23 protein-coding genes, 1 pseudogene and 1 riboswitch are annotated in these 25,812 nt (G+C 74.6%); of the genes and pseudogenes, 14 read left to right on the top strand and 10 right to left on the bottom strand.

What is annotated here, in order from left to right; all coding sequences use genetic code 11:
• Positions 1 to 103 precede the first annotated feature (103 nt).
• Entirely contained in the window at positions 104 to 2,935 is a 2,832-nt protein-coding gene (locus JK356_RS13030) for a BTAD domain-containing putative transcriptional regulator (RefSeq protein WP_307815557.1), read from the top strand.
• Between the two features lie 229 nt (positions 2,936 to 3,164).
• Positions 3,165 to 5,318: an alpha-galactosidase gene (locus tag JK356_RS13025; RefSeq protein WP_201867841.1), complete on the top strand. Its 2,154-nt coding sequence runs from the start codon at positions 3,165 to 3,167 to the stop codon at positions 5,316 to 5,318.
• 109 nt (positions 5,319 to 5,427) lie between these two features.
• Here JK356_RS13025 and JK356_RS13020 read toward each other — a convergent pair.
• Positions 5,428 to 5,873 (bottom strand): annotated as a pseudogene (locus tag JK356_RS13020) (alcohol dehydrogenase catalytic domain-containing protein); the annotation flags it as partial.
• Positions 5,874 to 5,951: 78 nt separating this feature from the next.
• On the opposite strand from JK356_RS13020, the gene JK356_RS13015 reads away from it, so the two are divergent.
• Positions 5,952 to 6,644, top strand: coding sequence for a pentapeptide repeat-containing protein (locus tag JK356_RS13015; protein WP_236671222.1), 693 nt, complete (start codon positions 5,952 to 5,954; stop codon positions 6,642 to 6,644).
• A 30-nt stretch (positions 6,645 to 6,674) separates the two neighbouring features.
• Here JK356_RS13015 and JK356_RS13010 read toward each other — a convergent pair whose 3' ends face one another.
• Both JK356_RS13010 and JK356_RS21865 read right to left on the bottom strand, forming a co-directional pair.
• A complete protein-coding gene (locus tag JK356_RS13010; protein ID WP_201867839.1) occupies positions 6,675 to 7,505 on the bottom strand; it encodes an SDR family NAD(P)-dependent oxidoreductase in 831 nt (276 codons plus the stop codon).
• A 50-nt stretch (positions 7,506 to 7,555) separates the two neighbouring features.
• Positions 7,556 to 7,753, bottom strand: coding sequence for a hypothetical protein (locus JK356_RS21865; protein ID WP_236671221.1), 198 nt, complete (start codon positions 7,751 to 7,753; stop codon positions 7,556 to 7,558).
• 56 nt (positions 7,754 to 7,809) lie between these two features.
• Between JK356_RS21865 and JK356_RS13005 the strand changes: the two genes are divergently transcribed.
• Positions 7,810 to 8,613, top strand: a complete 804-nt coding sequence (locus JK356_RS13005) for a TrmH family RNA methyltransferase (protein ID WP_307815556.1) — start codon at positions 7,810 to 7,812, stop codon at positions 8,611 to 8,613.
• A 39-nt stretch (positions 8,614 to 8,652) separates the two neighbouring features.
• A complete protein-coding gene (locus JK356_RS13000; protein WP_201867837.1) occupies positions 8,653 to 9,804 on the top strand; it encodes a DNA glycosylase AlkZ-like family protein in 1,152 nt (383 codons plus the stop codon).
• A gap of 18 nt (positions 9,805 to 9,822) precedes the next feature.
• Here the strand turns inward: JK356_RS13000 and JK356_RS12995 are convergent, their stop codons facing one another.
• Entirely contained in the window at positions 9,823 to 10,779 is a 957-nt protein-coding gene (locus JK356_RS12995) for an NADP-dependent oxidoreductase (RefSeq protein WP_201867836.1), read from the bottom strand.
• A gap of 71 nt (positions 10,780 to 10,850) precedes the next feature.
• On the opposite strand from JK356_RS12995, the gene JK356_RS12990 reads away from it, so the two are divergent.
• Positions 10,851 to 11,831 carry a GlxA family transcriptional regulator gene (locus tag JK356_RS12990; RefSeq protein ID WP_201867835.1) on the top strand — a complete coding sequence of 327 codons (981 nt, stop codon included), beginning with the start codon at positions 10,851 to 10,853 and terminating at the stop codon, positions 11,829 to 11,831.
• A 113-nt stretch (positions 11,832 to 11,944) separates the two neighbouring features.
• On the opposite strand, the gene JK356_RS12985 is transcribed toward JK356_RS12990, so the two are convergent.
• On the bottom strand, positions 11,945 to 12,520 hold the full coding sequence (locus JK356_RS12985) for a TerD family protein (protein WP_201867834.1): 576 nt from the start codon (positions 12,518 to 12,520) through the stop codon (positions 11,945 to 11,947).
• A gap of 137 nt (positions 12,521 to 12,657) precedes the next feature.
• On the opposite strand from JK356_RS12985, the gene arfB reads away from it, so the two are divergent.
• Positions 12,658 to 13,104 carry an alternative ribosome rescue aminoacyl-tRNA hydrolase ArfB gene (gene arfB / locus JK356_RS12980; protein WP_201867833.1) on the top strand — a complete coding sequence of 149 codons (447 nt, stop codon included), beginning with the start codon at positions 12,658 to 12,660 and terminating at the stop codon, positions 13,102 to 13,104.
• A gap of 4 nt (positions 13,105 to 13,108) precedes the next feature.
• Here the strand turns inward: arfB and JK356_RS12975 are convergent, their stop codons facing one another.
• On the bottom strand, positions 13,109 to 13,612 hold the full coding sequence (locus tag JK356_RS12975; RefSeq protein WP_374100650.1) for a flavin reductase family protein: 504 nt from the start codon (positions 13,610 to 13,612) through the stop codon (positions 13,109 to 13,111).
• Between the two features lie 285 nt (positions 13,613 to 13,897).
• On the opposite strand from JK356_RS12975, the gene cdgB reads away from it, so the two are divergent.
• Both cdgB and JK356_RS12965 read left to right on the top strand, forming a co-directional pair.
• Positions 13,898 to 15,502, top strand: a complete 1,605-nt coding sequence (gene cdgB / locus JK356_RS12970) for a diguanylate cyclase CdgB (RefSeq protein WP_201867888.1) — start codon at positions 13,898 to 13,900, stop codon at positions 15,500 to 15,502.
• 58 nt (positions 15,503 to 15,560) lie between these two features.
• The gene (locus JK356_RS12965; RefSeq protein WP_201867832.1) at positions 15,561 to 16,451 is read left to right on the top strand and encodes a carbohydrate-binding protein; all 891 of its coding nucleotides are present in this window, start codon (positions 15,561 to 15,563) and stop codon (positions 16,449 to 16,451) included.
• Here JK356_RS12965 and nagA read toward each other — a convergent pair.
• Positions 16,435 to 17,655 carry an N-acetylglucosamine-6-phosphate deacetylase gene (gene nagA / locus JK356_RS12960; protein ID WP_201867831.1) on the bottom strand — a complete coding sequence of 407 codons (1,221 nt, stop codon included), beginning with the start codon at positions 17,653 to 17,655 and terminating at the stop codon, positions 16,435 to 16,437. The genes JK356_RS12965 and nagA overlap by 17 nt on opposite strands.
• 245 nt (positions 17,656 to 17,900) lie before the next feature.
• On the opposite strand from nagA, the gene JK356_RS12955 reads away from it, so the two are divergent.
• Together JK356_RS12955 and JK356_RS12950 are read left to right on the top strand one after the other, a co-directional pair.
• A complete protein-coding gene (locus JK356_RS12955; protein WP_201867830.1) occupies positions 17,901 to 19,142 on the top strand; it encodes an ABC transporter substrate-binding protein in 1,242 nt (413 codons plus the stop codon).
• A complete protein-coding gene (locus JK356_RS12950; RefSeq protein ID WP_201867829.1) occupies positions 19,123 to 19,368 on the top strand; it encodes a DUF3263 domain-containing protein in 246 nt (81 codons plus the stop codon). Before JK356_RS12955 ends, JK356_RS12950 begins: the two co-directional genes overlap by 20 nt.
• 31 nt (positions 19,369 to 19,399) lie before the next feature.
• Here JK356_RS12950 and otsB read toward each other — a convergent pair whose 3' ends face one another.
• From otsB to JK356_RS12935, 3 genes are all read right to left on the bottom strand, one after another.
• Complete coding sequence (gene otsB, locus JK356_RS12945; protein ID WP_201867828.1) at positions 19,400 to 20,227, bottom strand: trehalose-phosphatase; 828 nt, start codon at positions 20,225 to 20,227, stop codon at positions 19,400 to 19,402.
• Positions 20,228 to 20,253: 26 nt separating this feature from the next.
• Positions 20,254 to 21,726, bottom strand: a complete 1,473-nt coding sequence (locus JK356_RS12940; protein ID WP_201867827.1) for a trehalose-6-phosphate synthase — start codon at positions 21,724 to 21,726, stop codon at positions 20,254 to 20,256.
• Positions 21,727 to 21,825: 99 nt separating this feature from the next.
• A complete protein-coding gene (locus JK356_RS12935) occupies positions 21,826 to 22,791 on the bottom strand; it encodes a glucosyl-3-phosphoglycerate synthase (protein WP_201867826.1) in 966 nt (321 codons plus the stop codon).
• A 257-nt stretch (positions 22,792 to 23,048) separates the two neighbouring features.
• Positions 23,049 to 23,187: riboswitch (SAM riboswitch) on the top strand.
• 17 nt (positions 23,188 to 23,204) lie between these two features.
• Between JK356_RS12935 and thrC the strand changes: the two genes are divergently transcribed.
• The 3 genes from thrC (at position 23,205) to JK356_RS12920 (ending at position 25,469) form a co-directional block, all read left to right on the top strand.
• Positions 23,205 to 24,497: a threonine synthase gene (gene thrC / locus JK356_RS12930; RefSeq protein ID WP_236671220.1), complete on the top strand. Its 1,293-nt coding sequence runs from the start codon at positions 23,205 to 23,207 to the stop codon at positions 24,495 to 24,497.
• A complete protein-coding gene (locus JK356_RS12925) occupies positions 24,494 to 24,769 on the top strand; it encodes a MoaD/ThiS family protein (RefSeq protein ID WP_201867824.1) in 276 nt (91 codons plus the stop codon). Before thrC ends, JK356_RS12925 begins: the two co-directional genes overlap by 4 nt.
• A 496-nt stretch (positions 24,770 to 25,265) precedes the next feature.
• Positions 25,266 to 25,469 carry a cold-shock protein gene (locus tag JK356_RS12920; protein ID WP_004986573.1) on the top strand — a complete coding sequence of 68 codons (204 nt, stop codon included), beginning with the start codon at positions 25,266 to 25,268 and terminating at the stop codon, positions 25,467 to 25,469.
• Positions 25,470 to 25,812: the final 343 nt, after the last annotated feature.

The raw sequence follows: 25,812 nt of genomic DNA, 5'->3' as shown, positions 1-25,812 counted from the left end.
GCCGCCTGGGCGCAGGACCCGCGTCAGCCTCAAGGCCGTCGCGTGACCCCGGCCGGCGTACAGTCGCCCTGGGCGGAGCTGCGGGAGGTGAACCTTGGCGGGGGTGGAGTTCCGGGTGCTGGGGCCCATCGAGGTGCGCGCGGCCGGCCGCGAGGTGCGGGTTCCGGCCGGCCAGCAGCGGTCGCTGCTGGCGAGCCTGCTGGTGGACGCCGGGCGCGTGGTGCCCGCAGAGACGCTCGGCGCCCATCTGTGGGGCGACGCGCGGCACGACCGCACCAGCTCTCCGGTCACGCTGCGCACCTACGTGAGCCGGCTGCGCACCACGCTGGCGAAGGCGGACCCCGCGCGCGAGTTCGTCCGCTACCGCCCGCCCGGCTACCTGCTGGACGCCGCCCCCGGCGAGGTCGACCTGCTCCGCTTCCGCGAGCTGGCCGCCCGCGCCCGCGGCAGCGGGCGGGACGACCGGGCCCGCGCCGACCTGCTGGGCCAGGCGCTCGCGCTGTGGCGCGGCGAGCCGCTGGCCGACGTCACCTCCGAGACGCTGCGCCGCGACGCGGCTGCGGCGCTCACCGAGGAGCGGCTGCGCGCCGTCGAGGAGCGGGCGGCGGCCCGGCTGGCGCTGGGCGAGCACGCCGAGACGGCGGGTGACCTGGCCGGCTACGCCCGCGCCCACCCCCTGCGGGAACGCCTCCAGGCCCTGCTGATGCGCGCGCTGTACGGCTGCGGCCGCCAGGCCGAGGCGCTCGCGCACTACCAGCGCACCCGTCGCCTGCTCGACGAGGAGCTGGGCGTCAGCCCCGGGCCCGAGCTGGAGCGCGTCTATCTGTCGATCCTGCGCGAGGAACCCGTGCCGCCGCCCGGCGAGGCCAGCGGCGGCGGGCGGTCAGGGCCCGCCCGGCCCGTGCCCGCCGAACTGCCCCGCGACCCGCAGCGGTTCACCGGCAGGACCGCCGAACTCGCCTGGCTGCGCTCGGCCCTCGGCCAGGCGGGCGGCAGCCCGGCCGTCATCGTGCTCGCCGGGGCCGCCGGGGTCGGCAAGACCGCGCTGGCGGTCCACGCCGCGCACCGGCTGCGTGCCGGCTACCCCGACGGGCAGCTCTTCGTGGACCTGCGCGGCCACGAATCCGAGGCACTGCCGCCCGCCGAGGCGCTGCGCCGGTTCCTGCGGGCGCTGGGCGAGCCGGAAGGGCGGCTGCCGGACGGGCTGGACGAGCGGGCGGCGCGGTTCCGTTCGGTGGTGGCGGACCGCAGGCTGCTCGTCGTCCTCGACAACGCCGCCACCGCCGCGCAGGTCAGGCCGCTGCTGCCGGGCTCACCCGGCTCGCTCGTCCTGGTCACCAGCCGCCGCAGGCTGGACGGGCTGATCGCGCTCGACGGCGCCCAGCAGCTGTCGCTGGAGGTCCTCGGCGACGCCGATGCCACGGCCCTGCTGCGCGCCGCCGTCGGCGCCTCGCTGGCCGGCGGCCAGGACGAGGAGCTGCGGGCGCTGGCGCGGCTGTGCGACGGTCTGCCGCTGGCGCTGCGCATCGCCGCCGCCCGGCTGCTCGCCCACCCCAACCGCCCGGCGGGCTGGCTGGTCGAGGAGCTGTCCAGCGAACAGCGCCGCCTGGCGCGCCTGGCCCTGGCCGGCGACGAGCAGGCCGCCGTGCCGACGGCGTTCAGCTCCGCCTACGAGGCGCTGGAGCCGCGCGACGCCCGGGTGTACCGGCTGCTGGGCCTGCACCCGCTGCCGGAGCTGTCGGCGGGCGCCGTCGCCGCGCTCGCGGGCGGCACCGTCGCGTCGGTGCAGCCGTCGCTCGACGCGCTGGTCGCCGCGCACCTGGCGCAGGAGACCGGCCCCGGCCGGTACGTGCTGCACGACCTGGTGCACCTGTACGCCCGGCAGCGGGCCGAGGCCGACGAGCCGCGCGAGGGGCGGGAGGCCGCCATCGCCCGGATGCTCGACTTCTACCTGGCGACCGGCGACGCCGCGGGCCGCCCGCACCAGGCGTACTACCCGCCGCCGCAGCGGGAGGTGGCCCATCCGCCCGCCGACCCGCCGCCGTTTGCGACCCCGGCGGAGGGCCTGGCGTGGATGACGGCCGAGTACCCGGCCGTGCTGGCCGCCACCCGGCTCGCCGCGCGCCGCGGCGACCACCGGCGCACCTGGCAGCTGGCGGACGTGCTGTGGTTCCTCCAGCACCGCAGGCGGCAGTACGACGACTGGATCGAGCTGCACCGCCTGGGCCTGGCCGCGGGGCGCGCGCTCGGCCACACGCTGGCGGTGCAGCGGATGCTGCGGCGCCTGGGCTCGGCGTTCGCCGAGACCCGCCGGTTCGCCGAGGCGTCCCAGTGCTACGACGAGGCGCTGGCGCTGGCCCGGGAGAGCGGCGACCGGCGCACCGAGACGACGGTGCTGAACAACCTGGGCGTGCTCTGCCAGGAGATGGGCGAGCTGGAGCGTGAGGAGGGCTACCTCAGCCAGGCCGTCGAGCTGGCCAGGGCGCACGGCTTCCCCGAGCTGGAGGCGATGGGCCTGGCCAACCTGGCGTTCTGCTACATCGACATGAACCGCCCCGAGGAGGCCGTCGCCCACGCCCAGGAAGGGCTGCGCATCCACCAGTCGCTGCCGGAGGCCTCACCGCGCGCCTCGGCGTTCGGCATCCTCGGCAAGGCCCAGCGCCTGGCCGGCCGGTGGGAGGAGTCCCTGGCCAGCTACCGCGAGGGGCTGGCCGTGGCGGAACGGACGGGCGCGTCGTACATGCGGGCCGAGTGCCTGGACGGGATCGGGCTGGCGCTGGCGCACCTGTCGGGCCCGGAGGCCGGGCTGCCGTACCTGGACCGGGCGCTGGAGCTGTTCGAGTCGACCGGGCACCGCCGGGCCTCGGACGTCCGCGCCTCGCTCGCGCGGCTGCGCGGTCAGGCCAGCGGCGCGAACTCCACGGCGCGGGTGTAGCCGGTCTCCGGGCCGGGAACGAAGACGGCGGTGCGGGTGGTGCGGATCATCGGTCGCTGGTGCCTTTCGCTGCGTGCGTGCGGAACGGATGTGCCGGCAGCGACGGTAGAAGCGGCCGGTTGCACTCGGGTTGCACTCCTGGCGGTGGCCCCGGACGCGGTTGACTCCCGACCGCGCGGAACATAGAAAGAGCGCGCAAGTCCCAACAGGAACGAACAGAGGACGTCTCATGCGCGACGGGACCTTTTGCCACCTCCGCTCCGCTGGCACCGGCCTGCTCCTCGACTGCTCCGGTGAAGGGCTTCCCCGGATCGTGCACTGGGGCGAAGACCTCGGCGAGCTGAGCGACGCCGAGGCGGCCGCGCTCGTCCGGGCGCACGAGCCGCAGGTCGCCTCCAACAACGTGGACGTCGTCGTCCCCGTCGGCCCGCTGCTGGAACAGTCGGCGGGCTGGCTGGGCACCCCCGGCCTCACCGGCCACCGCGCCGGCGCCGACTTCTCCACCGCCTTCAAGGTCACCGCCGTCGAGCGGCGCGAGGACGCCGGCGCCCCCGGCGTCACCGTCACCGCCGAGGACGCGCACGCCCAGCTCGGGCTCCGCCTGGAGATCGAGCTGACGGCCTCCGGCCTGGTGCGGCAGCGCGCCACGGTCACCAGCCACGCCGCCGCGGACGCCGCCCCCTTCACGCTCTCGGGCGTGCTGCTGGCGCTGCCGGTGCCCGAGCGCGCCACCGAGCTGCTCGACATGACCGGCCGCCACCTGCGCGAACGCACTCCGCAGCGGCACGAGTTCACCATCGGCACCCACCTGCGGGACAACCGCAGGGGCCGGACCGGCACCGGCGCCGTCACCGTGCACGTCGCCGGCGAGCGCGGCTTCGGCTTCCGCTCCGGCGAGGTGTGGGGCCTGCACGTGGCCTGGAGCGGCAACCAGCGCTCGCTGGCCGAGCGCACGCCCGACGGGGTGTCGCTGCTGGCGGGCGGCGAGCTGCTGCTGGACGGCGAGATCGCCCTCGCCGCCGGCGAGTCGTACACCACGCCCTGGGTCTACGGCTCCTACGGGCGGCACGGCCTGGACGAGCTGTCCGGGCGGTTCCACGCGTTCCTGCGCGCCCGCGACAGCCACCCGTCCTCGCCGCGCCCGGTCACCCTGAACGTCTGGGAGGCCGTGTACTTCGACCACGACCTGGACAAGCTCAAGGCCCTGGCGGACGCGGCCGCCGAGGTCGGCGCCGAGCGGTTCGTGCTCGACGACGGCTGGTTCCGGGGCCGCCGCGACGACCACGCCGGGCTCGGCGACTGGTACGTCGACGAGGAGGTGTGGCCGCAGGGCCTGCACCCGCTGGCCGACTACGTGCGCGGCCTGGGCATGGAGTTCGGCCTGTGGGTGGAGCCCGAGATGGTCAACCCGGACTCCGACGTGGCCCGCGCGCACCCCGAGTGGATCATGGCGACGGGCGACCGGCTGCCGCCCGAGTCCCGCCACCAGCAGGTGCTCAACCTCGGCAACGAGGAGGCGTACGCGTACATCCTCGAGCGGCTGGACGCGATCGTCTCCGAGTACCGCCTGACGTACCTGAAGTGGGACCACAACCGCGACCTGGTGGAGGCGGGCAACGGCCCGGGCGGGCGCGCCGGGGTGCACGACCAGACCGAGGCCGTCTACCGGCTCCTGGACGAGCTGCGCTCCCGCCACCCCGGCCTGGAGATCGAGTCGTGCTCCTCCGGCGGCGGCCGCGTGGACCTCGGCATCCTCCAGCGCACCGACCGGGTGTGGACCAGTGACTGCATCGACGCCCTGGAGCGGCAGCGCATCCAGCGCTACACGGGCCTGCTGCTGCCGCCCGAGCTGATGGGCGCGCACGTGGGCGACCACCGGGCCCACACCACGGGCCGCACCCACACCCTCGGCTTCCGCGCGGGCACGGCGCTCTTCGGCCACTTCGGCATCGAGTGGGACCTGACCCGGGCCAGCGCCGAGGACCGCGCGGCGCTCGCGGACTGGATCCGGCTCTACAAGGAGCTGCGGCCGCTGCTCCACGGCGGCGAGGTGGTGCGCGGCGACCACCCCGACCCGGCGCTGTGGCTGCACGGCGTGGTCGCGCCCGACCGCTCGCGGGCGGTGTATGCGCTGGTCCAGGTGGAGACGAGCGTGCAGTCGCCCCCCGGCCGGGTGCTGCTGCCCGGCCTGGACCCGGACGCCACCTACCGGGTCGCGCCGCTGGCGCCCGGCGACGGCGTCAAGGGCCCGGCGACGACGAAGCTGACGTGGTGGACCGGGGACGGCGTGACCCTGCCGGGGCGCGTGCTGGGCGGCGCGGGCGTGCGGGCGCCGATCCAGTGGCCCGAGCGGCTGGTGCTGATCGAGGCCGTCCGGGTGTGATGCCCGCGGCGGCGAGGACCGTTACGGCCTGAGCACGACCTTGCCGATGGTGGCCCTGCCCGCCACCGCCCGGTGGGCGGCGGCCGCCTCGGCGAGGGGGAACCGGTGCACCCCCGGCGGCGCCGATGACGCGGGCGCCCTGGTGGCGCGCGTACGGGGTGAGCAGCGCCCGATGCCCCCGGCGACGGCCGTGTCCTCGCTGACGTGGCCGGGCAGTGCGTGGAGCCGCTCGGCGCTGGTGACCGCCAGTTCGGCGTAGCCGCCGGGCGCCGTGCCGAGGTGCGCCACGACGCGGCGGCCGAGCCATGAGGGGTCGGTGCCCTCGCCGACCGCCTCGACGGTGCCCGCGACCTCGCGGCCGGGGATGGCCGGCAGAGCAGGCACGGGGAAGGGGCCGCCGCCGGTGGCGCCGGCGCGCAGCGCGGTGTCGATGACGTGGACGCCGGCGGCGGCGACGGCGACGCGGACCTCGCCGGGGCCGGGCTCGGGGTCGGGCACCCGCTCGTAGCGGAGGTTCTCCGGCGGGCCGAATGCGTGAAGTCGGAGGGCATGCATGGCAGTGACGCTGCAAGTGCAAGCGCACGTGAGGTCAAGTCCGGCTGGCTGTCAGTGGCGGCGGGCAGGATGGGACCCATGGCGCAGCGGACGACACAGCGACGGTCACGGGGCACGGCGGCGGTGTGCAAGCCGCCGAAGCAGCCGGTGTATTCCCTGCCCGGGCTGGCGGCGGGCCCCGGGCGGCTGGAGCCGGAGGAGAGCTACGACGGCCTGGAGTTCAGCGGCCTGGACCTTTCGGGCGCCGGCGCGCCCGGCGCGAGCTTCCTGGAGTGCGCGCTGCGTGACTGCCGGTTCGATGAGGCGCGGCTGGGGCGGGTCCGGATCGCCGACAGCCTCGTCGAGCGGGCGCACGGCGTCGGCACGGACCTCGCGGAGGCGCAGCTGCGGGACGTGGACGTGCGCGACGCGCACCTCGGCGGCACCCAGCTCAGCGGGGCGGCGCTGACGCGCGTGCGGATCAGCGGCGGCAAGCTCGTGTACCTCAACCTGCGGCAGTCCCGGCTGGTGGACGTGGTGTTCAGCGGCTGTGTGCTGGTGGAGCCGGACTTCGCGGGCGCCCGCCTGACGCGCGTCTCCTTCGAGGACTGCGAGCTGCGCGGCGCGGACTTCTCGCAGGCCACGCTGGCGGACGTGGACCTGCGCGGCGCCGCGCGCCTGGAGCTGGCGCGGGGCGCCGAGCGGCTGTCCGGGGCCGTCCTCTCGCCCTCCCAGCTGCTGGACCTGGCGCCGGTGCTCGCCGCCGCCCTGGGCGTCCGCGTCGCGTCGTAGCGCCCGGCGGCGTGCCGCCCCCGCCCGCCGTCAGGCCGGCGCGGACCGGGCGCGCGCGATGAGAGCGTCGGACAGCTCGCGCAGGCGGCGGCGGGCTTCCGGGTCGTACGCCTGGTCGTGCGCGCGGGCCGGGCGGGTGCCGTCGAAATAGCCGCCGGTGCCGGGGTGGTCGCCCTCGATCAGGCGGAGCGTGGCGTTGGCGCCGGTCTCCACGGTGTGCAACGGGCTGATGCCGCCCTCGCGGACCATCGTGGTGTCCATGAAGGTGGCCGGGTGCAGGGCGTTGACGGCGACGTCCGCGCCCCGCTGCCGCAGCTCGGCGGCCAGGTCGAAGGTGAACATGATCTGGGCGAGCTTGCTCTGCGCGTAGGCGGCCCTGCCGGAGTAGCCGCGCTCCAGCATCGGGTCGCCGAAGTCGACGGGCCGCTGCCCGGCCGAGGCGACGTTCACCACGCGCGAGGGCGCTGAGGCGGTCAGCAGCGGCAGCAGCCGCCGCGTCAGGTGGTATCCGGCGAGGTAGTTGACGGCGAACCGCGCCTCGATCCCGTCCTCGGTCAGGCTCCGGCCGCTGCCGCGGGGACCGCTGCCGATGCCCGCGTTGTTCACCAGGACGTCGAGCCGGTCGTACCGCCGGGTCACCTCGTCGGCGAGGCGGTCCGTCTCGCGGAGCGAGGAGAGGTCGGCGAGCAGCACGTCGGCGCGGTCCTCGCCCGCCGCGCGGGTGATCTCCGCACGCACCTGGGCGGCGCGTTCGGCGCTGCGGCCGTGGACGATGACCCGCGTGCCGCCGCTGCGCGCCAGGCGGACCGCGAGGTGGCGGCCCAGCCCGTCGGTGGAACCCGTGATCAGGATCGTCCGCATGACGTCCAGCCTAGTGCGCACCGCTGCGCCGCGTGGCGGCTTCGTCACTGTTACGCACCAGAACGGTGGGCGCCCGGACGGCGCGGCTCACTGGCGCGGTTCAGCCGCGCCGCCAGGTCCGCCGCCGCCTGCCTGTCGTCGCCGAAGAGCGCGGCGCGCACCTCCCCGTCCCGTTCGAGGTGGACCAGCTGGCCCCACGGGTCCACCACGTACCAGCCGCGTTCCTCGCTGTACCTGGCCTCGTGCATGGGGCCATCCTTCCCGCCCCGGCGGGCCCGGCCACGCGTCGACTACGCTCACCCACGTGGCCGTGCGGAGAGTGACGACGAAGAACGCCCGGTTCCAGCAGTGGCACGCGCTGCTGAGCAACCGCGCCAAGCGGCAGCGGCTGGGGGAGTTCCTGGTCCAGGGCGTGCGGCCGATCACCATGGCCGTCGAACGCGGCTGGCCGCTGCGCGCGTTCCTCTACGACGCGAGCCGCCCGCTGTCGCGCTGGGCGAAGGAGCTGCTGGCGGCCACCCGGGCCGACACGTTCGCCGTCGCGCCCCAGCTTCTCGCCGAACTCGGCGAGAAGGAGGACGGCGCCGAGATCGTCGCCGTGGCCGCCATGCCGCCCGACGACCTCAGCCGCATTCCGGTGGGCGACCGCTTCCTCGGCGTCGTCTTCGACCGCCCCGTCAGCCCGGGGAACATCGGCACGCTGATCCGCTCCGCCGACTCCTTCGGCGCCGACGGCGTGATCGTCACCGGCCACGCCGCCGACGTCTACGACCCCAAGGCCGTGCGCGCCAGCACCGGCTCCCTGTTCGCGCTGCCGGTGGTGCGCGTCCCCGGCCCCCGCGACGTGACCGGCTGGCTCGCCGCCGCCGGGCGGCCGGTGACGGTCATCGGAACCGACGAGCACGGCGAGGCCGACCTCGCCGAGTGCGACCTGACCGGCCCCGTCCTCCTCCTCGTCGGCAACGAGACGGCCGGGCTGAGCACCGCCTGGCGCGAGGCGTGCGACCGCATGGCCCGCATCCCCATGACCGGCACGGCCAGCTCCCTCAACGCCGCCAGCGCCGCGACCGTCGCCCTGTACGAGGCCGCCCGCCAGCGCCGCGCCTGACGACGGGCGGCGCGGGCGCCGCGCTTCTATCGTGGGGCCATGCTCGTCCTGCGGCGTGCGCGGCTGCTGGCCTACCGCTACGCCGCCCACGACCTGGCCGCCCCGGCCGGCAGGGACCCGGCGTCCCGGGGCGCGGCCGTGCTGGCCACGGGCCTCCAGGACCGCCCGGTGGGTCTCAGCGCCGCGCTCGCGCTGCGGCTGCGGACCGGCGCCGCCCCGCCGGCCGCCCCGACGACCGCCCCCACGGCGCTGGTCCACTCGCTGCGGGGCGCGGTCCACCTGCACGACGCCCGCGGCCTGCCGGGCCTGGCGGCGGCGCTGGGGCACGTGGACACCCAGGACCTGCTCCCGGCCTCGGCCGGCCCCGTCGGCGCCGGGCTCGCCGCGCGCGGCGTGGCCTTCAGCGACGCGCTGGCGGCCACCGCCGCGGCGATGCGCCAGGCGGTGACCGGCGGGCGGACGCCCACCAAGGGGGAGCTGAGCGGCGAGGTGAGCCGGCGCGTGGACGCGCGGCTCGTGCAGTGGTGCCAGCGCTGCGGCGCCGCGCACGTGGACGACCAGCTGTTCCGGCTGGCCACGCTCCAGGCCGGGCTCGTCATCGAGCCGGGCGCCGGGGCCCGGGGCCGGTTCCGCTACCGCCGGGCCGGGCCGTGGGTGCCCGAGGACCCGCTCGCCGCCCGCGCCCGGCTGGTCCGCGCCTTCCTCACCGCCGCCGGCCCCGCCCGCCCCGCCGCGCTGGCGGTCTGGCTGGGCTGCGCCCCGGCCGCCGCACGCCGGTGGTGGGAGCTGGTCCTGGACGAGCTGCGGCAGGTCACCGTCGGCGGCGCCAGGTACTGGGTGCACGCCGACCAGCTCGAACGCCTCACGTCCGCCCCGGACCCGGGCGGCGTCCGCCTGCTGCCGCCCTATGACCCGTACACCGAGGTGGGCGACCGCGCCCTGCTGGTGCCGGATCCGGCCCGCCGCCGCGCGGTGTGGCGGGCGGCGGGCAGCCCCGGCGTGGTGCTGGTAGACGGCGAGATCGCGGGCGTGTGGCGGCAGCGGCGGGCGCGCGGGCGCGTGACGCTGCGGATCCGGCCGTTCGCCGCGTTCCCCGCGCGCCGCTGGCGCGCGGCCGAGGCGGACGCCGCCGCCATCGCCGCCCACTTCGGCGCGGAGCTGGCCGGACTGACCGTCGAGGACCCCGCCTGAGCGGTGCCGGGGACGGCGTCACTGCACGGTCAGCACCAGCTTCCCCGCGACGCGGTTGGTCTCGCCCCGCTCGTGCGCCTTGGCGGCGTCGGCCAGCTCGTAGGTGCCGGCGATCTCGGCGTGCAGCCGGCCCTGGGCGGCCAGGTCCGCGATGGCCGCCATACCTGCCTGGTCGTGCTCCACCAGCATCACCTGGGCCCGCACCCCGCGCCGTTCCGCCTCCCGGGCCAGCGTCCCCTCCGGGTCGGCCAGCAGGGAGACCAGGATGCCGCCCGGCCGCAGGCTGCGCAGTGAGCGGACGGCGTGCTCGCTGCCCAGCGGGTCCAGCACGACGTCGGCGTCACGGACGGCCTCGGCGACGTCGGTGGTGCGGTAGTCGATGACCTCGTCGGCGCCGACCCGGCGCAGCAGGTCGTGCTTGGGCTCGCTCGCGGTGCCGGTCACGTGTGCGCCGCGGGCCTTCGCGATCTGCACCGCCAGGTGCCCGACCCCGCCCGCCGCTGCGTGGACCACCACCCGCTGCCCGGCCTCAACGTGCGCGGTGTCGACCAGCGCCTGCCAGGCGGTGAGCGCGGCGAGCGGCAGGGCGCCGGCCTGCACGTGGTCGAGGTTCTCCGGCTTGGGCACGAAGGCGCGGGCCGGTCCCTTGGCGTACTCGGCGTGCGCGCCCACGCCGTAGGGGTACGGCAGCATGCCGAAGACCTGGTCACCGGGCTTGTGGAGGGTGACGCCGTAGCCGACCTGCTCGACCTCGCCGGAGACGTCCCAGCCGAGCACGAACGGCGGCGCGCCGAGGAAGCCGCCCGTGGCGCGGTGCTTCCAGTCCGTCGGGTTGACGCCGGCCGCGCGCACCCGGACGAGGATCTCGCCAGGGCCGGGCACCGGGCGCGCCAGCCGGACTTCCTTCAGCACCTCGGGACCGCCGGTGGTGTCCTGGCTGATGGCGCGCATGGGGGTGTGCGTGGAGTCGTTCATGCGTCTTAGCGTGCACCGGCCTCCGCACCACCGGCAGTGGCACGAATGCCATTGACCGATAGGATCTTGTCATGACTGCCGCGCGGACTCCCGCCCCCGCACGTGCCCGGCACCGCGTGGTGGTGCTGGCGCTGGACGGGGTCTACCCGTTCGAACTCGGCATTCCGCTGCGCGTCTTCGGCACCGCCGGCGATCTCTACCAGGTCACCACCTGCACGGTCGACGGCCGTCCGGTGCGCACGCTCGGCGATTTCACGATCAGCGTCGGTCACGGGCCCGAGGCGCTCCGGACCGCCGACACCGTGGTCATCCCGCCGTACGGGCCGCTGCCGGAGACGCCCGGACTGCCGGCGGCGGTCGCGGACGCCCTGGCGGCGATCCGGCCCGGCGCGCGCACCGTGTCGATCTGCACCGGGGCCTTCGTGCTGGCGGCGGCCGGGATGCTGGACGGCCGCCCGGCCACGACGCACTGGCGCGAGGCGGCCCGGTTCCGGGAGCTGTTCCCCCGCGTCAGGCTCGACGCGGACGTGCTCTTCGTCGACGACGGCGACGTGCTGACGTCGGCGGGGGCCGCGTCCGGCGTGGATGTCTGTCTCCATCTGGTGCGGCGGGACCACGGCAGCCGGGTCGCGAACCGGGTGGCGCGGCGCTGCGTGGTGCCGCCGTGGCGCGACGGCGGGCAGGCGCAGTACATCGAGCAGCCGGTGCCGGAGCCGGCGGCCACGGGCACGGCGGCGACGCGGGCGTGGGCGCTGGAGCGGCTGGACGCCCCGCTGACCCTCGCCGACCTGGCCGGGCACGCCCGGATGAGCGTGCGGACGTTCGCCCGCCGGTTCCGGGAGGAGACCGGGGTCAGCCCGGGCCGGTGGCTGATCCAGCAGCGGGTCAGCCGGGCGCGGGAGCTGCTGGAGTCGAGCGACCTGCCGGTGGAGCGGATCGCCGAGCGGGTCGGCTTCGCGACCGCCGCGTCGCTGCGCCAGCACCTGCACGCCGCGATCGGCGTCTCCCCGCTGGCCTACCGCCGCACCTTCCAGCGGGCGGCCCGCCGCTGACCCTCCGGCCGGCAGCGGGTGCCCGCCGCGGCGGCCGGACATGACGAAGACCCCCCGCGGTACGGACGCGCTGGGGGGTCTCCGGGCGCTGACCGCCGGGTCAGCGGTGCGCTTCAGACGTTGACGCCGTAGTCCTTGGCGATGCCCGCCAGGCCAGAGGCGTAACCCTGGCCCACCGCGCGGAACTTCCACTCGGCGCCGTGGCGGTAGATCTCGCCGAAGACCATGGCGGTCTCGGTGGAGGCGTCCTCGGTGAGGTCGTAGCGGGCGATCTCGGTGTCGCCGTTCTGGTTCACGACGCGGATGAACGCGTTGCGCACCTGGCCGAAGTTCTGGCCACGCGCGTCGGCGTCGTGGATCGACACGGGGAAGACCACCTTGTCGACCTCCGGCGGCAGACCGGCCAGGTTCACCTTGATCTGCTCGTCGTCACCCTCGCCCTCGCCGGTGAGGTTGTCACCGGTGTGCTGGATGCTGCCGTCGGGGGAGGTGAGGTTGTTGTAGAAGACGAAGTGCTGGTCGGAGATGATCTTGCCGCTGGCGTCCACGGCCAGGGCGCTCGCGTCGAGGTCGAAGTCGGCGCCCGTCGTCGTCCGCACGTCCCAGCCCAGTCCGACCGTCACAGCCGTCAGACCCGGAGCCTCCTTGCTCAGCGAGACGTTGCCGCCCTTGGCCAGGCTCACACCCATGTGAATTTCCCCTTAATGAAGCTCTGGATCGCTTTGCGATGACGTTACCTTCACTGGCACCAACGACGTCAGGGCCCCGCGAGGTTCCAGGGGAAACCAGGGTGCGTTCCCGGCGGGGATCCCCGATCATGACAGGCATGCCCGTATCAGGCGGCCGCGAGGGCCGGTTCGTCATACGCGGCTCGGTCTCCCTGCCGGAGCGCGAGCTGCGCTGGCGTTTCGCGCGCGCTTCCGGCCCGGGCGGGCAGCACGTCAACACCACGGACAGCGCGGTGGAGCTGCGGTTCGATCTCGCCCGCACCCAGGCGCTGCCGCCGGAGTGGAAGGAACGGGCGCTCCAGCGTCTCGCCGGGCGGCTGACGGACGGCGTGCTGACGGTGCGGGCCAGCGAGCACCGCTCGCAGTGGCGTAACCGCGAGGCGGCCGGGGTGCGGATGGCGAGTCTGCTGGCCGAGGCGACGGCGCCGCCGCCGCGCCCGCGGCGGAAGCGCGGCGTGCCGCGGGGCGCCCGCGAGCGGCGGCTGCGGGAGAAGAAGCGGCGCTCGGAGACCAAGCGGCTGCGCCGCGACCGCGGCGAGTGGTGAGGGGTCAGCCGAGCTTCCGGTAGGCGCCGCGGTAGTACAGCAGCGGCCCGACGCCCGGCACGGGCGGCAGCCCGGCGCCGAGCACCCGCCCCACCACCAGCGTGTGGTCCCCGGCGTGCACCCGCTGCTCGGTGCGGCACTCCACGGCGGCCAGCGCCCCCTTCACCAGCGGCGCGCCCGTGGCCGGCCCCACCTCGTGCGGCACCTCCTGGAACAGCAGCCGGTCGCTGAGCCGCCCCTTCATGGCGAAGCGCCCGGCGATCGTGCGCTGCTCCTCCGAGAGCACGGACGCCGCCCACAGCGGCTGCCGCTCCAGCAGCTCGTCCATGCGGGACCCGGTGCGCACGCTGACCATCACCAGCGGCGGGTCGAGCGAGACCGAGAGAAACGCCGTCGCCGTCATGCCCGCCGGGGCGCCGCGCGGCCCGTCCTCCTCGTCGTGCGCCGTGACCAGCACGACGCCCGCGGCCAGGCGGGCCATGGCCGCCCGGAACTCCTCCTCGCTCACCCCTTCAGGATGCGTGACGACGGGAGCGGTCGGGTGGGCTGGCGAATGCTGCGATGGGACGGACACACCGGCAACGCTAACCGGAGCCTTCCGCGGGCCGCATCGGCCGGGGGAACCAGCCCTGCCGCCCACCGCGTCCTACGTCCCGCGACGGAGCCCTTTCGCAGTGTGACATAGCTCACAGTAGGCAATTAATTACTGACCCTGTGTACCTAATAGGCAGCTGAGTGTGATTCAGTGGCCTGTAGGTACATCTGCACGTGCATTCGGGCGCCCGGGGGAGTGATCGAAACGGAGACGGAGCCTTATGTGCGACTGGCCTCGCTGCGGGAGCTCCACCGCGTCCTCGCGCAGCTGAACACCGCTCGCAGCATGGCAGACACCCTTCAGGCCATCGCCGACGGCGCCGTGACCGCGCTGGACTTCGAGGTCGCCACCGTCAATCTCGTCAACCCCGACGGCGATCTCCTCGTCGCCGCCGTCGCCGGCAGCGAACGGGCCGAGGCCGCGCTCGCCGGACGCACCGGCTCCCGCGAGTCCTGGGAGCGCAGACTGTCCATGGGCGAGCGCTGGGGAGAGCTCCGCTTCATCCCGTACACCGAGGGCTGGGTCCTCGACCACGACGACGTCCCGCAGTGGCACACCACCGGCCCGGCGCCCCGCTCGCCCGACGAGTGGCACCCCATGGACCGCCTCTTCGCGCCCATGTACGCCTCCGACGGCGAGCTGCTGGCCGTGCTGGAGGTGGACCGGCCCCGCGACGGCAAGCGCCCCGGCGCCTGGGGCCGCGAGGCGCTCCAGATGTACGCCTCCCAGGCCGCCATCGCCATCAGCAACGCCCGGCTGCGCGGCAACATGCAGCGCGCCCTCGTCCGGCTCGAGCAGGAGCAGCAGGCGCTGCGCGCCAGCGAGGAGAGCTTCCGCCAGGCGTTTGAGTACGCGCCCAGCGGCATGGCCATCGCCGAGGTCGGCGGCGAGAACCACGGCCGCCTCATCCGCGTCAACGACGCCCTGTGCCGCCTCCTCGGCCGCTCCGTCACCGCGCTGCGCCGCTACAGCTTCGCCGACCTCGTCCACCCCGAGGACACCACCGTCCTGCTGCGCACCCCCGCCGAAGGCGGCCGCGCCGAGCTGCGCCTGCTGCGCCGCGACGGCTCCTATGTGTGGGTCAGCATGCGCAACTCCGTCGTCGCCGACGCCGCCGACGGGCCCCGGGTGCTGCTGACCCACGTCGAGGACATAGAGGAGCGCAAGCGCCACGAACTCGCCCTCGCCCACCGCGCCAGCCACGACTCGCTCACCGGCCTGCCCAACAGCGCCGAGCTGCGCACCCGGCTGCGCAGCCGCCTGTGCGACACCCCGAGCCAACGGATCGGGCCCGCCGCGGCCAGCGCCGGGCCGGCCGACGCCTACGGCCAGCTCGGCGGCGCCGCGCCGCTCCCGTACGACCACCACGAGCACGTCCGCGCGCCCGACGCGCCCGGCGGCGACGGCAAGGGGCTGGCCGTGCTCTTCTGCGACCTCGACGGCTTCAAGGCGATCAACGACCGGTACGGCCACGTCTGCGGCGACGCCGTGCTCGTCGAGGTCGCCCGCCGGCTGGAGCAGGGAGTGCGGGACAACGACACGGTGGCCCGGCTCGGCGGCGACGAGTTCGTGGTGCTGGCCGACGGGCTCGGCCTCGCCGAAGCCTCCGACCTGGCCGTCAGGCTGCGCAACGCGATCATCCCGCCGATCCGCTTCGAGGGCAGGTCGGTCCGCGTCGGCGCCAGCTTCGGCATCGGCTGGGCGGCCTGCGGGATGACCATTGAGGAGATCCTGGAGTCCGCCGACCAGCGCATGTACATAGAAAAGCGGTCACGGTCCCAGGGGCGCCGCCGCGCTGGCTGAGGGCTGTCCCCCGAACGGGGTAGGCTCGCGGCCGTACCCACCCTGAAGGAGCGAGTCGATGACTGCCGGGAACAACGGCGGAGCCATGCCGCCCGACAACGACGACGACCCGTTCGGCTACCTGTACCGGCCCGATGGACAGTCGTCCGGTCAGGCAGCGTCCCCTTCCCGCGGCCCCGCCTCGTACCACAACGTGCGGCCCGTGGGCGAGCGCACCTTCGGCGGCCAGCAGGGCTACCGCCCGCAGCCGGACGCCCGCTACGCCGCGCCCGAGGCCCAGGTCGGCGCCCCGGCGCCCGCCCCGGCCGGTCCCCGCCGCGCCGCGCCCGAGCCGCCGCGCCGCAACGGCCTGCTGATCGGCGCGATCGCCGTCGTCCTCGCCGTCGTCGCCGGCGTCGGCGCCGCCATCCTCTTCAGCAGCGGCGGTGAGGAGGAGACCGCCGGCGGCGACCCGACCCCCGCCCCCACCGCCACCGAGGACGAGGAGAACGCGGAAGGCAGCGAGGGCGACGACGACGAGAACGAGCCCGAGGAGCCCGAGGCACTGCCCACCGCCGGCCCCGCCGACGTCGAACTCTCCGGCGGCGCCGCCATCGAGTCCGAGCTGCCCGGCGCCTCCACCGAGGACGGCTCCTACATCGCCATCCTGGGCCGCCAGGACGCCACCATCACCTGGACCTTCGAGCTGCCGGAGGGCGGCAGCTACGAGCTGTTCACCGAGTACGCCACCGTCTCCGACGGCCAGACCATGTCGTTCTCCGTCAACGGCACGCCCCGCGACGACGCCATCGACACCCGCGACTACGGCGGCACCGGCGACTGGGAGAGCAGCTGGTATGACACCTACAACTACGTCGACCTCACCGAGGGGACGAACACCATCCAGCTGACCTGCGGCGACTCCTGCGATATCGCCATCCAGCGGCTGTCGATCAGAGAACGTGGCTGACCCCGGCCGGGGCGTCCGCCCCCGGCCTGACCACCCAGTCGCCCTTGCGCATCACCCCGGCGACCCGGAACTCCGCGTCGAGTACCACCAGGTCGGCGTCCTTGCCCTCCTCGATCGACCCCACCCGGTCGTCCACCCCCAGCACCCGTGCCGGGGTCAGGCTCGCCGCCCGCACCGCGTCCGTCACCGGCATCCGGTCCACGGTCACCGCGCGCCGGAACGCCCGGTCCATCGTCAGCGTCGAGCCCGCCAGCGCGCCCGCGCCGTCACCGTCCGCGACCCGCGCCACGCCGCCGGAGACCGTCACCCGCAGCGGCCCCAGCGGATAGTCGCCGTCCCCCATGCCGGCCGCCCCCATCGCGTCGGTGACGAACGCCACCCGGTCCGCTCCCGCCGCCCGCACGGCCATGCCGAGCACGGCCGGGTGCAGGTGCGTGCCGTCGTTCAGCAGCTCCACCGTCACCCGCTCGTCCGCCAGCAGCGCGCCGACCGGGCCGGGCGCCCGGTGCGCCAGCGGCGGCATGGCGCTGAACAGGTGCGTCGCCACCCGCGCCCCGGCCTCGATCGCCTCCCGGGCCGTGTCGTATGAGGCGTCGGTGTGCCCGACCGCCGGGATCACGCCCTCGTCCCGCAGCAGCCGCACCGCCGCCAGCCCGCCCGGCAGCTCCGGCGCCAGCGTCACCATCCGCGCCCAGCCCTCCGCCGCCGCCAGCAGCCGCCGCACGTCGGCCGCGGCCGGCGGGCGCAGCAGCGCCGGGTCGTGCGCGCCGTGGCGGCCCAGCGCGATGAACGGGCCCTCGAAGTGCACGCCCGCGATCTCCCCGCGCCGCGCCAGCTCCGCGAGCACCCCGGCCTGCGCCGCCAGGTCCTGAAGCGTGCCGGTGACCGTGGAGGCCAGCATCGTGGTGGTGCCGTGGCGCCGGTGCGTGGCGATGGCCGTCAGCGCCTCCTCGGCCGATCCGGCGGAGAACGACGCCCCGCCGCCGCCGTGGACGTGGAGGTCCACGAAGCCGGGCACGAGCCAGTGCCCGGTAAGGTCGACCACCTCGGTACCGTGCGGTTCCTGCGGCAGGGCCGCGGTGAGCCGGCCGCCCTCGACGGCGACCCGGCCCGCCTCGTCGATGCCGCCGGGCCGTACCACGCGCGCGCCCGCCAGTACGGTCCTTCGCGCGCCATGCTGGGGAGACGACGGTGGCGGCGTCATCGGCGGGCAACCTCCACGGGCACACGGGGACCGACCAGGGCTTTCAGTCTCTCCCGCGCGGGCCAAGAGGTCTAGGCCAGTTCTGGGGGGCGCCCCGATCGTTACACGACCCGCACCGGGCGAGTAGCGTGAGGCCGCGCGCTTCGTGCGGAGGTCCGTTCGGCATCTCGTTCGGCAGGGAAGGTAAGACAGTGAAACGGCGTCGCTTCTTGGGACTGGGCGCTGGAGTCGCGGGCGCGTTCGGCTTGCCCGCCACGCTGACCGGCTGCGGCGGCGACTCCAGCGACGACATCGTGATCCTGCGCCTGCTGGCGGCCGAGTTCGGCACGACCGCGGGGGCCGGCAGCACCCAGCGGTACTGGAACGACATCGCCACCGCCTTCCACAACCGCACCGACGGCGTCCGGATCGATGTGAACGTCGTCAGCTACGAGAACGCCAGCGACCAGCTGGCCCGCATGATCGAGGCGGGCGAGCCGCCGGACGTCGCGCACGTCGCGGCGTTCGCCGACTACGCCGAGGCCGGCGACCTCTACCGCGCCGACCAGCTGCTGCCGCTGCCGGTGCTCGCGGACTTCGTGCCCTCCATAGCCAGGGCGGGCGAGCGGCAGCGCGTCCAGTACGGCCTGCCGCTGTCCGCCAGCGTCATGCGCCTGTTCTACAACGCCGACCTGTTCGAGTCCGCCGGGCTTGACCCGGACTCCCCGCCGCGCGACTGGGACGAGCTGATCGAGGCGGCGTCCGCCCTGGAGGAGGCCGGCGTGGCCTCTCCGTTCGGGCTGCCGCTGGGCCACGACGACGCCCACGCCGAGGCCGTGACCTGGATGCTCGCCGGCGGCGGCGCTCTTACCGACTCCACCGGCACGTACACCATCGACTCCTACGTCAACGTCGAGACATTCACGTGGCTGCGCGACGAGCTGGTCATCCCCGGCCTGGCGGGCTCCAGCAACCCGGCGCGCCTCACCCGCGACGACGTCTACCAGGGCTTCGCCGAGGGGAACGTCGGCATGCTGATGGCCGACACCCTGCTGATGACCCAGGCGGACCTGGCGGGCGTGCGGTACCGCACGGCGCCGGTCCCGGGCGTGGACGACCCGGCCATCTCCACGCTGGGCCAGGCGACGTGGGTCGTGGCGTTCAACCACAACGGGCACCTGGAGGAGATCAGGCGGTTCCTGGAGTTCGTCTTCACCAACGACACGGTCAGCAGCTTCGCGGCACGCAACGAGCTGCTGCCGGTGACGACGCCCGACTCGCAGGAGATCGCCGCCAGCGACAACGAGGACGCCCAGCGGATCGCGCCGTTCCTGGAGCAGCTGCCGGGCGCCTCCTTCTACCCCGTCGGCAAGGTGTCCTGGGGCACGGTCGCGGCGAACATCGCCAGCGGCATCGGCGCCGCGGTGCAGCGCGACAGCAACGTCGCGGAGATCCTCGGCCAGCTCCAGACTGAGGCGGAGGCCGCCGATGTCCAGGCCGGTGTCTGAGGAGCTGACCGAGCGTGACCGCGAGGTGCTCGCCCTCGAACGCCGCTCCTGGACCGGGCCGGGCGCCAAGGAGCGGGCGATCAGGGAGCGGCTCGGCATCTCGCCGACCCGCTACTACCAGCTGCTCAACGCGCTGCTGGACGACCCGCGCGCGCTGGCGCACGACCCGGTGACCGTCAACCGGCTGCGCCGCCGCCGCCAGGCCCGGCGCCGCGACCTGTCGTGACGGGCCGGGCCGGCCGGGCCACAGGCGCCCGTCAGACGGCGGCGGCGAGGGCGGCGAGCAGGGCGGCGACCCCGGCCGGGCCGTCGACGGTCAGGTCGGCGATCTCGGACAGCCGCGTGACCTCCGTGCTGGCGCTGCACACGCGCACCCCCGGCACGCCCTGGGCCCGCAGCGCGGCGACCGCCTCGAAGGCCGCCAGGTCCCCCAGGTCGTCCCCGGCGTAGAGGACGGACCGGGCTCCCGTCTCCTTGACCAGGGCGGTCAGGGCGGCGCCCTTGTCCATGCCGGGCGGCCGCAGCTCCAGCACCAGCCGCCCCGGCTCCAGCGTGAGGCCGAGGCGCGCGGCGAGCGAGCCGAGCGGCTCCTCCAGCCGGGCGAACGACGCCTCGGGCTCGGCCGCGCGGCGGGTGTGGACGGCGACCGCGCCGCCCTTGTCCTCGATGTGGGCGTCGGCCGCGCCGCACTCCGCCAGCAGCCCTGGCAGCGCCTCGCGCGCTGCCGCGACCCCGGGGTGCGGCGGGGGCGTGCGGAACTCGCCGGTCGCCGCGTCCCAGCGTTCCGCCCCGTAGGCGCCGAGCACGGTCAGACCGGAGAGCCCGGGGTGCCTGTCGAAGCCGCCGAGCCGGACGACGGCGGCGGCGGAGCGGCCCGTGATGACGGCGAGGGTGCCGACGCGGGCGGCCAGCCGGGCCAGCGCGGGCAGCGCGTCGGGGTGGGCGCGCGCCTGCTCGGGGTCGGGGACGATGGGGGCCAGGGTGCCGTCGAAGTCCACAGCGACCAGGGCGCGTTCCGGCGCGCCGCGCAGGGCGGTGAGGCCGTCGCGGCCCTCGGCCGTGGCGGGTTCGGGGAGGGTGCCCATGGTGCGGGAGCCTACCGGCGGGCGCGTCACGGGACGAGGGCGTCGAGCTGGGCGAGGAACCAGTCGCGCGGCGGGAGGGCGGTGGCCCGCGCCGCCAGGCGCGCCGAGCGCTCGGCGCGCTCGGCGTCGTCCATGCGCAGGGCGGCGTGCAGCGCCTCGGCCGTGCCCGCGATGTCGTAGGGGTTCACCATCAGGGCGTCTTCGGCCAGCTCCTCGGCCGCCCCGGCCTCCCGGGACAGCACCAGGGCGCAGCCGGACTCCGAGACGACCGGGATCTCCTTGGCGACCAGGTTCATCCCGTCGCGGATGGGGTTGACCAGCGCGACGTCCGCCATGCGGTACGCGGCCAGCGACCGGGCGAAGTCGTCCTTGACGTGCAGCAGCACCGGCGTCCAGTCCCCGGTGCCGAAGGTCTTGTTGATCTCCTCGGCGACGCGCGTGACCTCGGCCGTGTACGCGCGGTAGACCGCCAGGTCCTGCCGGGAGGGGTAGGCGAAGGCGAGGTGCACCACGCGGCCGTGCCACTCGGGGCGGTCGGTCAGCAGGCGGCGGTAGGCCAGCAGGCCGCGCACGATGTTCTTCGACAGCTCCGTGCGGTCCACGCGCACGATCGTGCGGCGGTCGCCGACCTGCGCGCGCAGCTCCGCCAGCCGCTCGTCCACGTCCGGGCGCGAGGCGCGCTCCCGCAGGAAGCCGCCGTCGGCGCCCAGGCCGTGCACGCCCAGCGCCGTCGCCAGGCCGCCCTCGTGGATCACCTCGCCCCCGCCGTCCGACACCACGTCGGCGCCCAGCACGTCCGCGCAGCAGTCGGCGAAGGCGCGGGCCCAGCGGGCGGTGAGGAACGCGGCGCGGTCGGCGCCCAGCATGCCCAGCAGCAGCTCGCGCGCCACCGGGCCGGGCAGCACGCGGAACAGCTCGGGCGGCGCCCAGGGGGTGTGCGAGAAGTGGCCGATCCGCACGTCCGGGCGCAGCTCGCGCAGCATGCGGGGCACCAGCGCCAGGTGGTAGTCCTGCACCAGCACGGCGGCGCCCGGCTCCGCCTCCTCGGCCAGGGCGCGGGCGAACGTCTGGTTGTAGGCCCGGTACTGCTCCCACTGCCGCTCGAACCCGGCGTCGAAGACCGGCTCGAAGGGCGTCTGGTACAGCAGGTGGTGGACGAACCACAGGACGGAGTTGGCGACGCCGTTGTAGGCGGCGTCGAACGTCTCGGGCGGGATGTCCAGCATCCGCACGTCCTGCCCGCCGGTGTCCGACGGGTCCAGGCGGGGCCCGGCCCGCCGGGCGGCCTCGCGGTCCGCCTCGCCGAGGGCGGCGCAGACCCAGACTCCGGCGCCGGGGCCCAGGGCGCTCAGCCCGGAGACGAGGCCGCCGCCGCCGCGCCGGGCGGTCAGGGTGCCGTCTTCGGCCGCGGTGTAGGCCACGGGGCCGCGGTTGGAGGCGACGAGAACCTTCGGCCGGGCGGCCGGTGCCGGTGACTCCGTGTGCTCGGCTGCGTCCATATGCGTAGCGTAATCCTTTGGGTACCGTTGCCGCTAGATCGCCTCGTCTGCCGTGCGGTGCCGCCCGGCCGGGCGCGGCCGGGCGGAGGCCCGCGCGGATCAGGCGGCCTGGCGGGCGGCGTACTCGGGGATGGTGGTCATCGGCGGGCGCTCCTCGGTGTCGATCAGGTGCGTGCGCGGCACGAAGCCGCCGTCGTCGTCCCGCTCGAACTGGGTCAGGGTCTGCCGCAGCAGCGGCCGGGGCCCGGGCAGCCGGCTCTGCGCGGTGCGCATGATGGCGGCCGCCATCCGCCCCAGGGCCTGCCCGTCCTGGTGGCGGTGCTTGCGGACGCCGACGTCCACCTGCGCCAGCGCGTCCAGCCCGGCCAGCCGCAGCGTGTCGATGAGCATGCCCAGCTCCACGCCGTACCCCACGGGGAACGGCAGGCGCTCCAGCAGCGACCGCCGGGCGGCGTACTCCCCGCCGAGCGGCTGGACCACCCCGGCCAGCTGCGGCCAGTGCAGGTTCAGCAGCGGCCGGGCGACCAGCTCGGTCACCCTGCCGCCCTGCCGGGCGCCCCCCGGCTGGTCGCCGAGCGGGCGGTCGTACATCGCCTTCACCAGCTGCACGTCCGGCTCGGTGAGCAGCGGGCCGACGATGCCCCACACGAAGCGGGAGTCGAATTCCCTCAGGTCGGCGTCGACGAAGCAGACGATCTCGCCGCTCGACGCGAGCAGGGACCGCCAGAGCACCTCGCCCTTGCCCGGCACGGACGGCAGCCGGGGGAGTATCTCGTCGCGGTGGACGACCTTGGCGCCCGCCGCGGCGGCGACCTCCGAGGTGCGGTCGGTGGAGCCGGAGTCCACCACCATCAGCTCGTCGATCAGTGGCACGTCTTCCATCAGGTCGCGCCGGAGCGTTTCCACGATCGCGCCGACGGTCGCCTCCTCGTTGAGCGCGGGGAGGACGACGCTGATGCTGCCCGCCGCCCCCGCCGCTCGCTTCGCGTCCAGCAGTCGCGGCAGGGACCGGTCAGCGGCAACCCAGGACCGGCGGTGCAGCCACTCCTCTGCCTCTTCCAGCACGAATGTCGCTCCTGTTCGGGTATGGGCACTTAGTCGGAGTTGGGCGGTTAAGTGGTGCTTTAACCCACATGGCCCTGTCTGCCCCTTCTTAGGGGAGGTTGAACCCCTTCCGCGCGCGAATCTGAGAAAACTTCCCGCCGCCCCGCGTGTCTCGCGGAGCGGACGGCCCGAGCCATTGTGCGGTCCGTCCGTTACAGTCTCGAACAGCGCAGGTGTCCTCCGCATATCGGGGGAGACCGCGCCCGACAACCGCATACAGCTCATCCAGAGGGGCAGAGGGAACGGCCCGTAGAAGCCCCGGCAACCCTTCCGCCGGTCTCGTGACGACGCGAGGCTCCCGGTGGGGAAGGTGCCAATTCCGGCCCGCGGTGAGAGCCGCCGCGGGGAAGATGAGGAGAGAGGGCCTCGCACCCATGTCTGTGCTCACCGTGCCCGACACAGACGCCGCCGCCCGCGGTGTCGATCTCGGTCCGGCCGCCGCGCTGTCCTGCCGCGAGTGCGGCGAGCGCTACCCGCTCAGCCCGGTCTTCGCCTGTACGTCCTGTTTCGGGCCGCTGGAGATCGCCTATGAGTTCCCCAGCGGCGACCCCGGGGCGCTGCGCGCCCGCATCGAGGCCGGCCCGGCCAGCCAGTGGCGGTACGCACCGCTGCTGCCGGTCCCCGCGGACGTCGCGGACAAGCCCAACCTGAACCCCGGCCTGACGCGCCTGGTCAAGGCCGACCGCCTGGCCGCCGAGCTCGGCGTGACCGGCGGCCTGTACGTCAAGGACGACTCGGGCAACCCCACGCACTCCTTCAAGGACCGCGTCGTCGCGTGCGCCCTTGAGGCGGCGCGCGCCTTCGGCTTCACCACCCTGTCGTGCTCCTCGACCGGCAACCTCGCGGGCGCCGTCGGCGCCGCCGCCGCCCGCGCCGGGCTGCGCTCGTGCGTGTTCATCCCGCACGACCTGGAGCAGGGCAAGGTGCTGATGGCCGGGGTGTACGGCGGCGACGTGGTGGCCATCGAGGGCACCTACGACGACGTCAACCGCTTCTGCAGCGAGCTGATCGGCGACCCGGCGGGCGAGGGCTGGGGCTTCGTCAACGTCAACCTCCGCCCGTACTACGCGGAGGGTTCCAAGACCCTGGCCTTCGAGATCTGCGAGCAGCTGGGCTGGCGCCTGCCCGACCAGCTGGTGATCCCCATCGCCTCCGGCTCCCAGCTCACCAAGATCGACAAAGGGCTCCGGGAGCTGATCGCGCTCGGCCTCGTCGAGGACAAGCCGTACAAGATCTTCGGCGCCCAGGCCGAGGGCTGCTCCCCGGTGTCACGGGCGTTCCGCGACGGCCACGACGTGGTCAGGCCGGTCAAGCCGGACACCATCGCCAAGTCCCTCGCCATCGGCAATCCCGCCGACGGGCCGTACGTGCTGGACATCGTCCGCCGCACCGGCGGCGCCGTCGCGGACGTCACCGACGAGGAGATCGTGGACGCCATGGCGCTGCTGGCCCGCACCGAGGGCGTCTTCGCCGAGACGGCGGGCGGGGTGACGCTGGGCGTGGCCAGGAAGCTGCTGGCCGCGGGCGACCTCGATCCCGCGCTGGAGACCGTCGTGCTCAACACCGGCGACGGCCTGAAGACCCTGGACGCGGTGGCCTCCTTCGCCGGGCCCACCGCCACCATCCGCCCGAACCTTGAATCGTTCCGAGAGGCTGGCCTGTCATGAGCGTCCGTGTCCGCATTCCCACCATCCTGCGCACCTACACCGGCGGCCAGTCCGAGGTCACGGCCGAGGGCGCCACGCTGGCTGACGTGATAGCCGACCTGGACCAGAACCACCAGGGCATCGGCGCCCGGGTGCTGGACGAGCAGGGCAAGCTGCGCCGTTTCGTGAACGTCTACGTGAACGACGACGACGTCCGCTTCGCCCAGGGGCTGGAGACCCCGACGCCGGACGGCGCGAGCATCTCGATCATCCCGGCCGTCGCGGGCGGCTGACGGCCGGCGAGCGGTCCGGCTGAGCGATCCGGACATCCGCGCGGGCGCGCGCGGCCGCCCCGGGAGCCGATGGGCCCCGGGGCGGAACGCTGTCCTTCGGTTCGGTAGGGTGAGCCGTGGCCTGCGGGGCAGGTGGTGCCCGGAACAACGGCACGGCGCCACTAGCGCGTTGTATCGGGCGCGTCTCGCAAAAATTTCTGCATGGCTCCCCGGCGGCACGTAGCTGAAAATCGCCGCTCGAATTGTCTGTTTGGTGCGCAACGTCCGTGGCAAAACATTCAGGTTCCAGCTGCTTTGCCACTGTGTGCCCGTTGTGAGCGCTCCCGATTTCTCGTCCGAAGGACCTGTTGCACTCGGCGTACGGCCCGATACATTCAGCGGCGGTCGACGCGTTCCGGCGCACACCCCCAACCGCCCGGGGGTGAGGTCTGAGAGGTCTGACCCGGGGCCGTGAAGTGCGGTCTCGTGAAAGGGCCAGCAACAGGGGAGTTACGTAATGGCTCAGGGCACCGTCAAGTGGTTCAACGCGGAGAAGGGATACGGCTTCATCGCGGTCGACGGTGGTGCGGACGTGTTCGTCCACTACAGCGCGATCCAGATGGACGGCTACCGCACTCTCGAAGAGGGACAGCGGGTCGAGTTCGAGATCTCGCAGGGACAGAAGGGTCCCCAGGCCGACATGGTCCGGGTCACCGCCTGAACCGCCGACCGCACCACGGCAGCTTTTCAGGTTCCTCGCAGGGCCCCGCCTCCGCCACCGGGCGCGGGGCCCTGACGCTGTCCAGACGCTGTTCTGGCGGTGTCCTGACGGCTCGTCGGAACGGGCTGCGGAGGGGGGTGTGAGGCCGTCTTCCCGGGCTGCCGCGCACCCCGGCCGGGCTTGCACTCACAGGTGCCGAGTGCTAATCATGGGCGTTAGCACTCTACAGTGGAGAGTGACAGCAAGGACCGGTTCGGTGAGGTCCTCGGGCCGGGCGGGGCAAGGAACCGCCGGGCATGCGGACCGTCCGTCGCGGGCGCCAGCGCGGTCCTGGAGCAATCCA

The organism is Streptomyces sp. 7-21 (genome assembly GCF_016741785.1).
In the GTDB taxonomy this organism is placed as follows: Bacteria; Actinomycetota; Actinomycetes; order Streptomycetales; family Streptomycetaceae; genus Streptomyces.
Note: the sequence above shows the minus strand (reverse complement) of the source record. Positions and strands in the feature narration are given on the sequence as shown.

What these genes read in the sequence shown, in the direction of transcription:
- JK356_RS13000 (WP_201867837.1), top strand. Translation starts at nt 8,653, where the DNA reads ATGCTCGTCCTGCGGCGTGCGCGGCTGCTGGCCTACCGCTACGCCGCC.
- JK356_RS12925 (WP_201867824.1), top strand. Translation starts at nt 24,494, where the DNA reads ATGAGCGTCCGTGTCCGCATTCCCACCATCCTGCGCACCTACACCGGC.
- JK356_RS12965 (WP_201867832.1), top strand. Translation starts at nt 15,561, where the DNA reads ATGACTGCCGGGAACAACGGCGGAGCCATGCCGCCCGACAACGACGAC.
- arfB (WP_201867833.1), top strand. Translation starts at nt 12,658, where the DNA reads ATGCCCGTATCAGGCGGCCGCGAGGGCCGGTTCGTCATACGCGGCTCG.
- nagA (WP_201867831.1), bottom strand. Translation starts at nt 17,655, where the DNA reads ATGACGCCGCCACCGTCGTCTCCCCAGCATGGCGCGCGAAGGACCGTA.
- JK356_RS13010 (WP_201867839.1), bottom strand. Translation starts at nt 7,505, where the DNA reads ATGCGGACGATCCTGATCACGGGTTCCACCGACGGGCTGGGCCGCCAC.
- otsB (WP_201867828.1), bottom strand. Translation starts at nt 20,227, where the DNA reads ATGGGCACCCTCCCCGAACCCGCCACGGCCGAGGGCCGCGACGGCCTC.
- JK356_RS12990 (WP_201867835.1), top strand. Translation starts at nt 10,851, where the DNA reads ATGACTGCCGCGCGGACTCCCGCCCCCGCACGTGCCCGGCACCGCGTG.
- JK356_RS13025 (WP_201867841.1), top strand. Translation starts at nt 3,165, where the DNA reads ATGCGCGACGGGACCTTTTGCCACCTCCGCTCCGCTGGCACCGGCCTG.
- JK356_RS13015 (WP_236671222.1), top strand. Translation starts at nt 5,952, where the DNA reads ATGGCGCAGCGGACGACACAGCGACGGTCACGGGGCACGGCGGCGGTG.
- JK356_RS12920 (WP_004986573.1), top strand. Translation starts at nt 25,266, where the DNA reads ATGGCTCAGGGCACCGTCAAGTGGTTCAACGCGGAGAAGGGATACGGC.
- JK356_RS21865 (WP_236671221.1), bottom strand. Translation starts at nt 7,753, where the DNA reads ATGCACGAGGCCAGGTACAGCGAGGAACGCGGCTGGTACGTGGTGGAC.
- thrC (WP_236671220.1), top strand. Translation starts at nt 23,205, where the DNA reads ATGTCTGTGCTCACCGTGCCCGACACAGACGCCGCCGCCCGCGGTGTC.
- JK356_RS12985 (WP_201867834.1), bottom strand. Translation starts at nt 12,520, where the DNA reads ATGGGTGTGAGCCTGGCCAAGGGCGGCAACGTCTCGCTGAGCAAGGAG.
- JK356_RS12995 (WP_201867836.1), bottom strand. Translation starts at nt 10,779, where the DNA reads ATGAACGACTCCACGCACACCCCCATGCGCGCCATCAGCCAGGACACC.
- JK356_RS12950 (WP_201867829.1), top strand. Translation starts at nt 19,123, where the DNA reads ATGTCCAGGCCGGTGTCTGAGGAGCTGACCGAGCGTGACCGCGAGGTG.
- JK356_RS12940 (WP_201867827.1), bottom strand. Translation starts at nt 21,726, where the DNA reads ATGGACGCAGCCGAGCACACGGAGTCACCGGCACCGGCCGCCCGGCCG.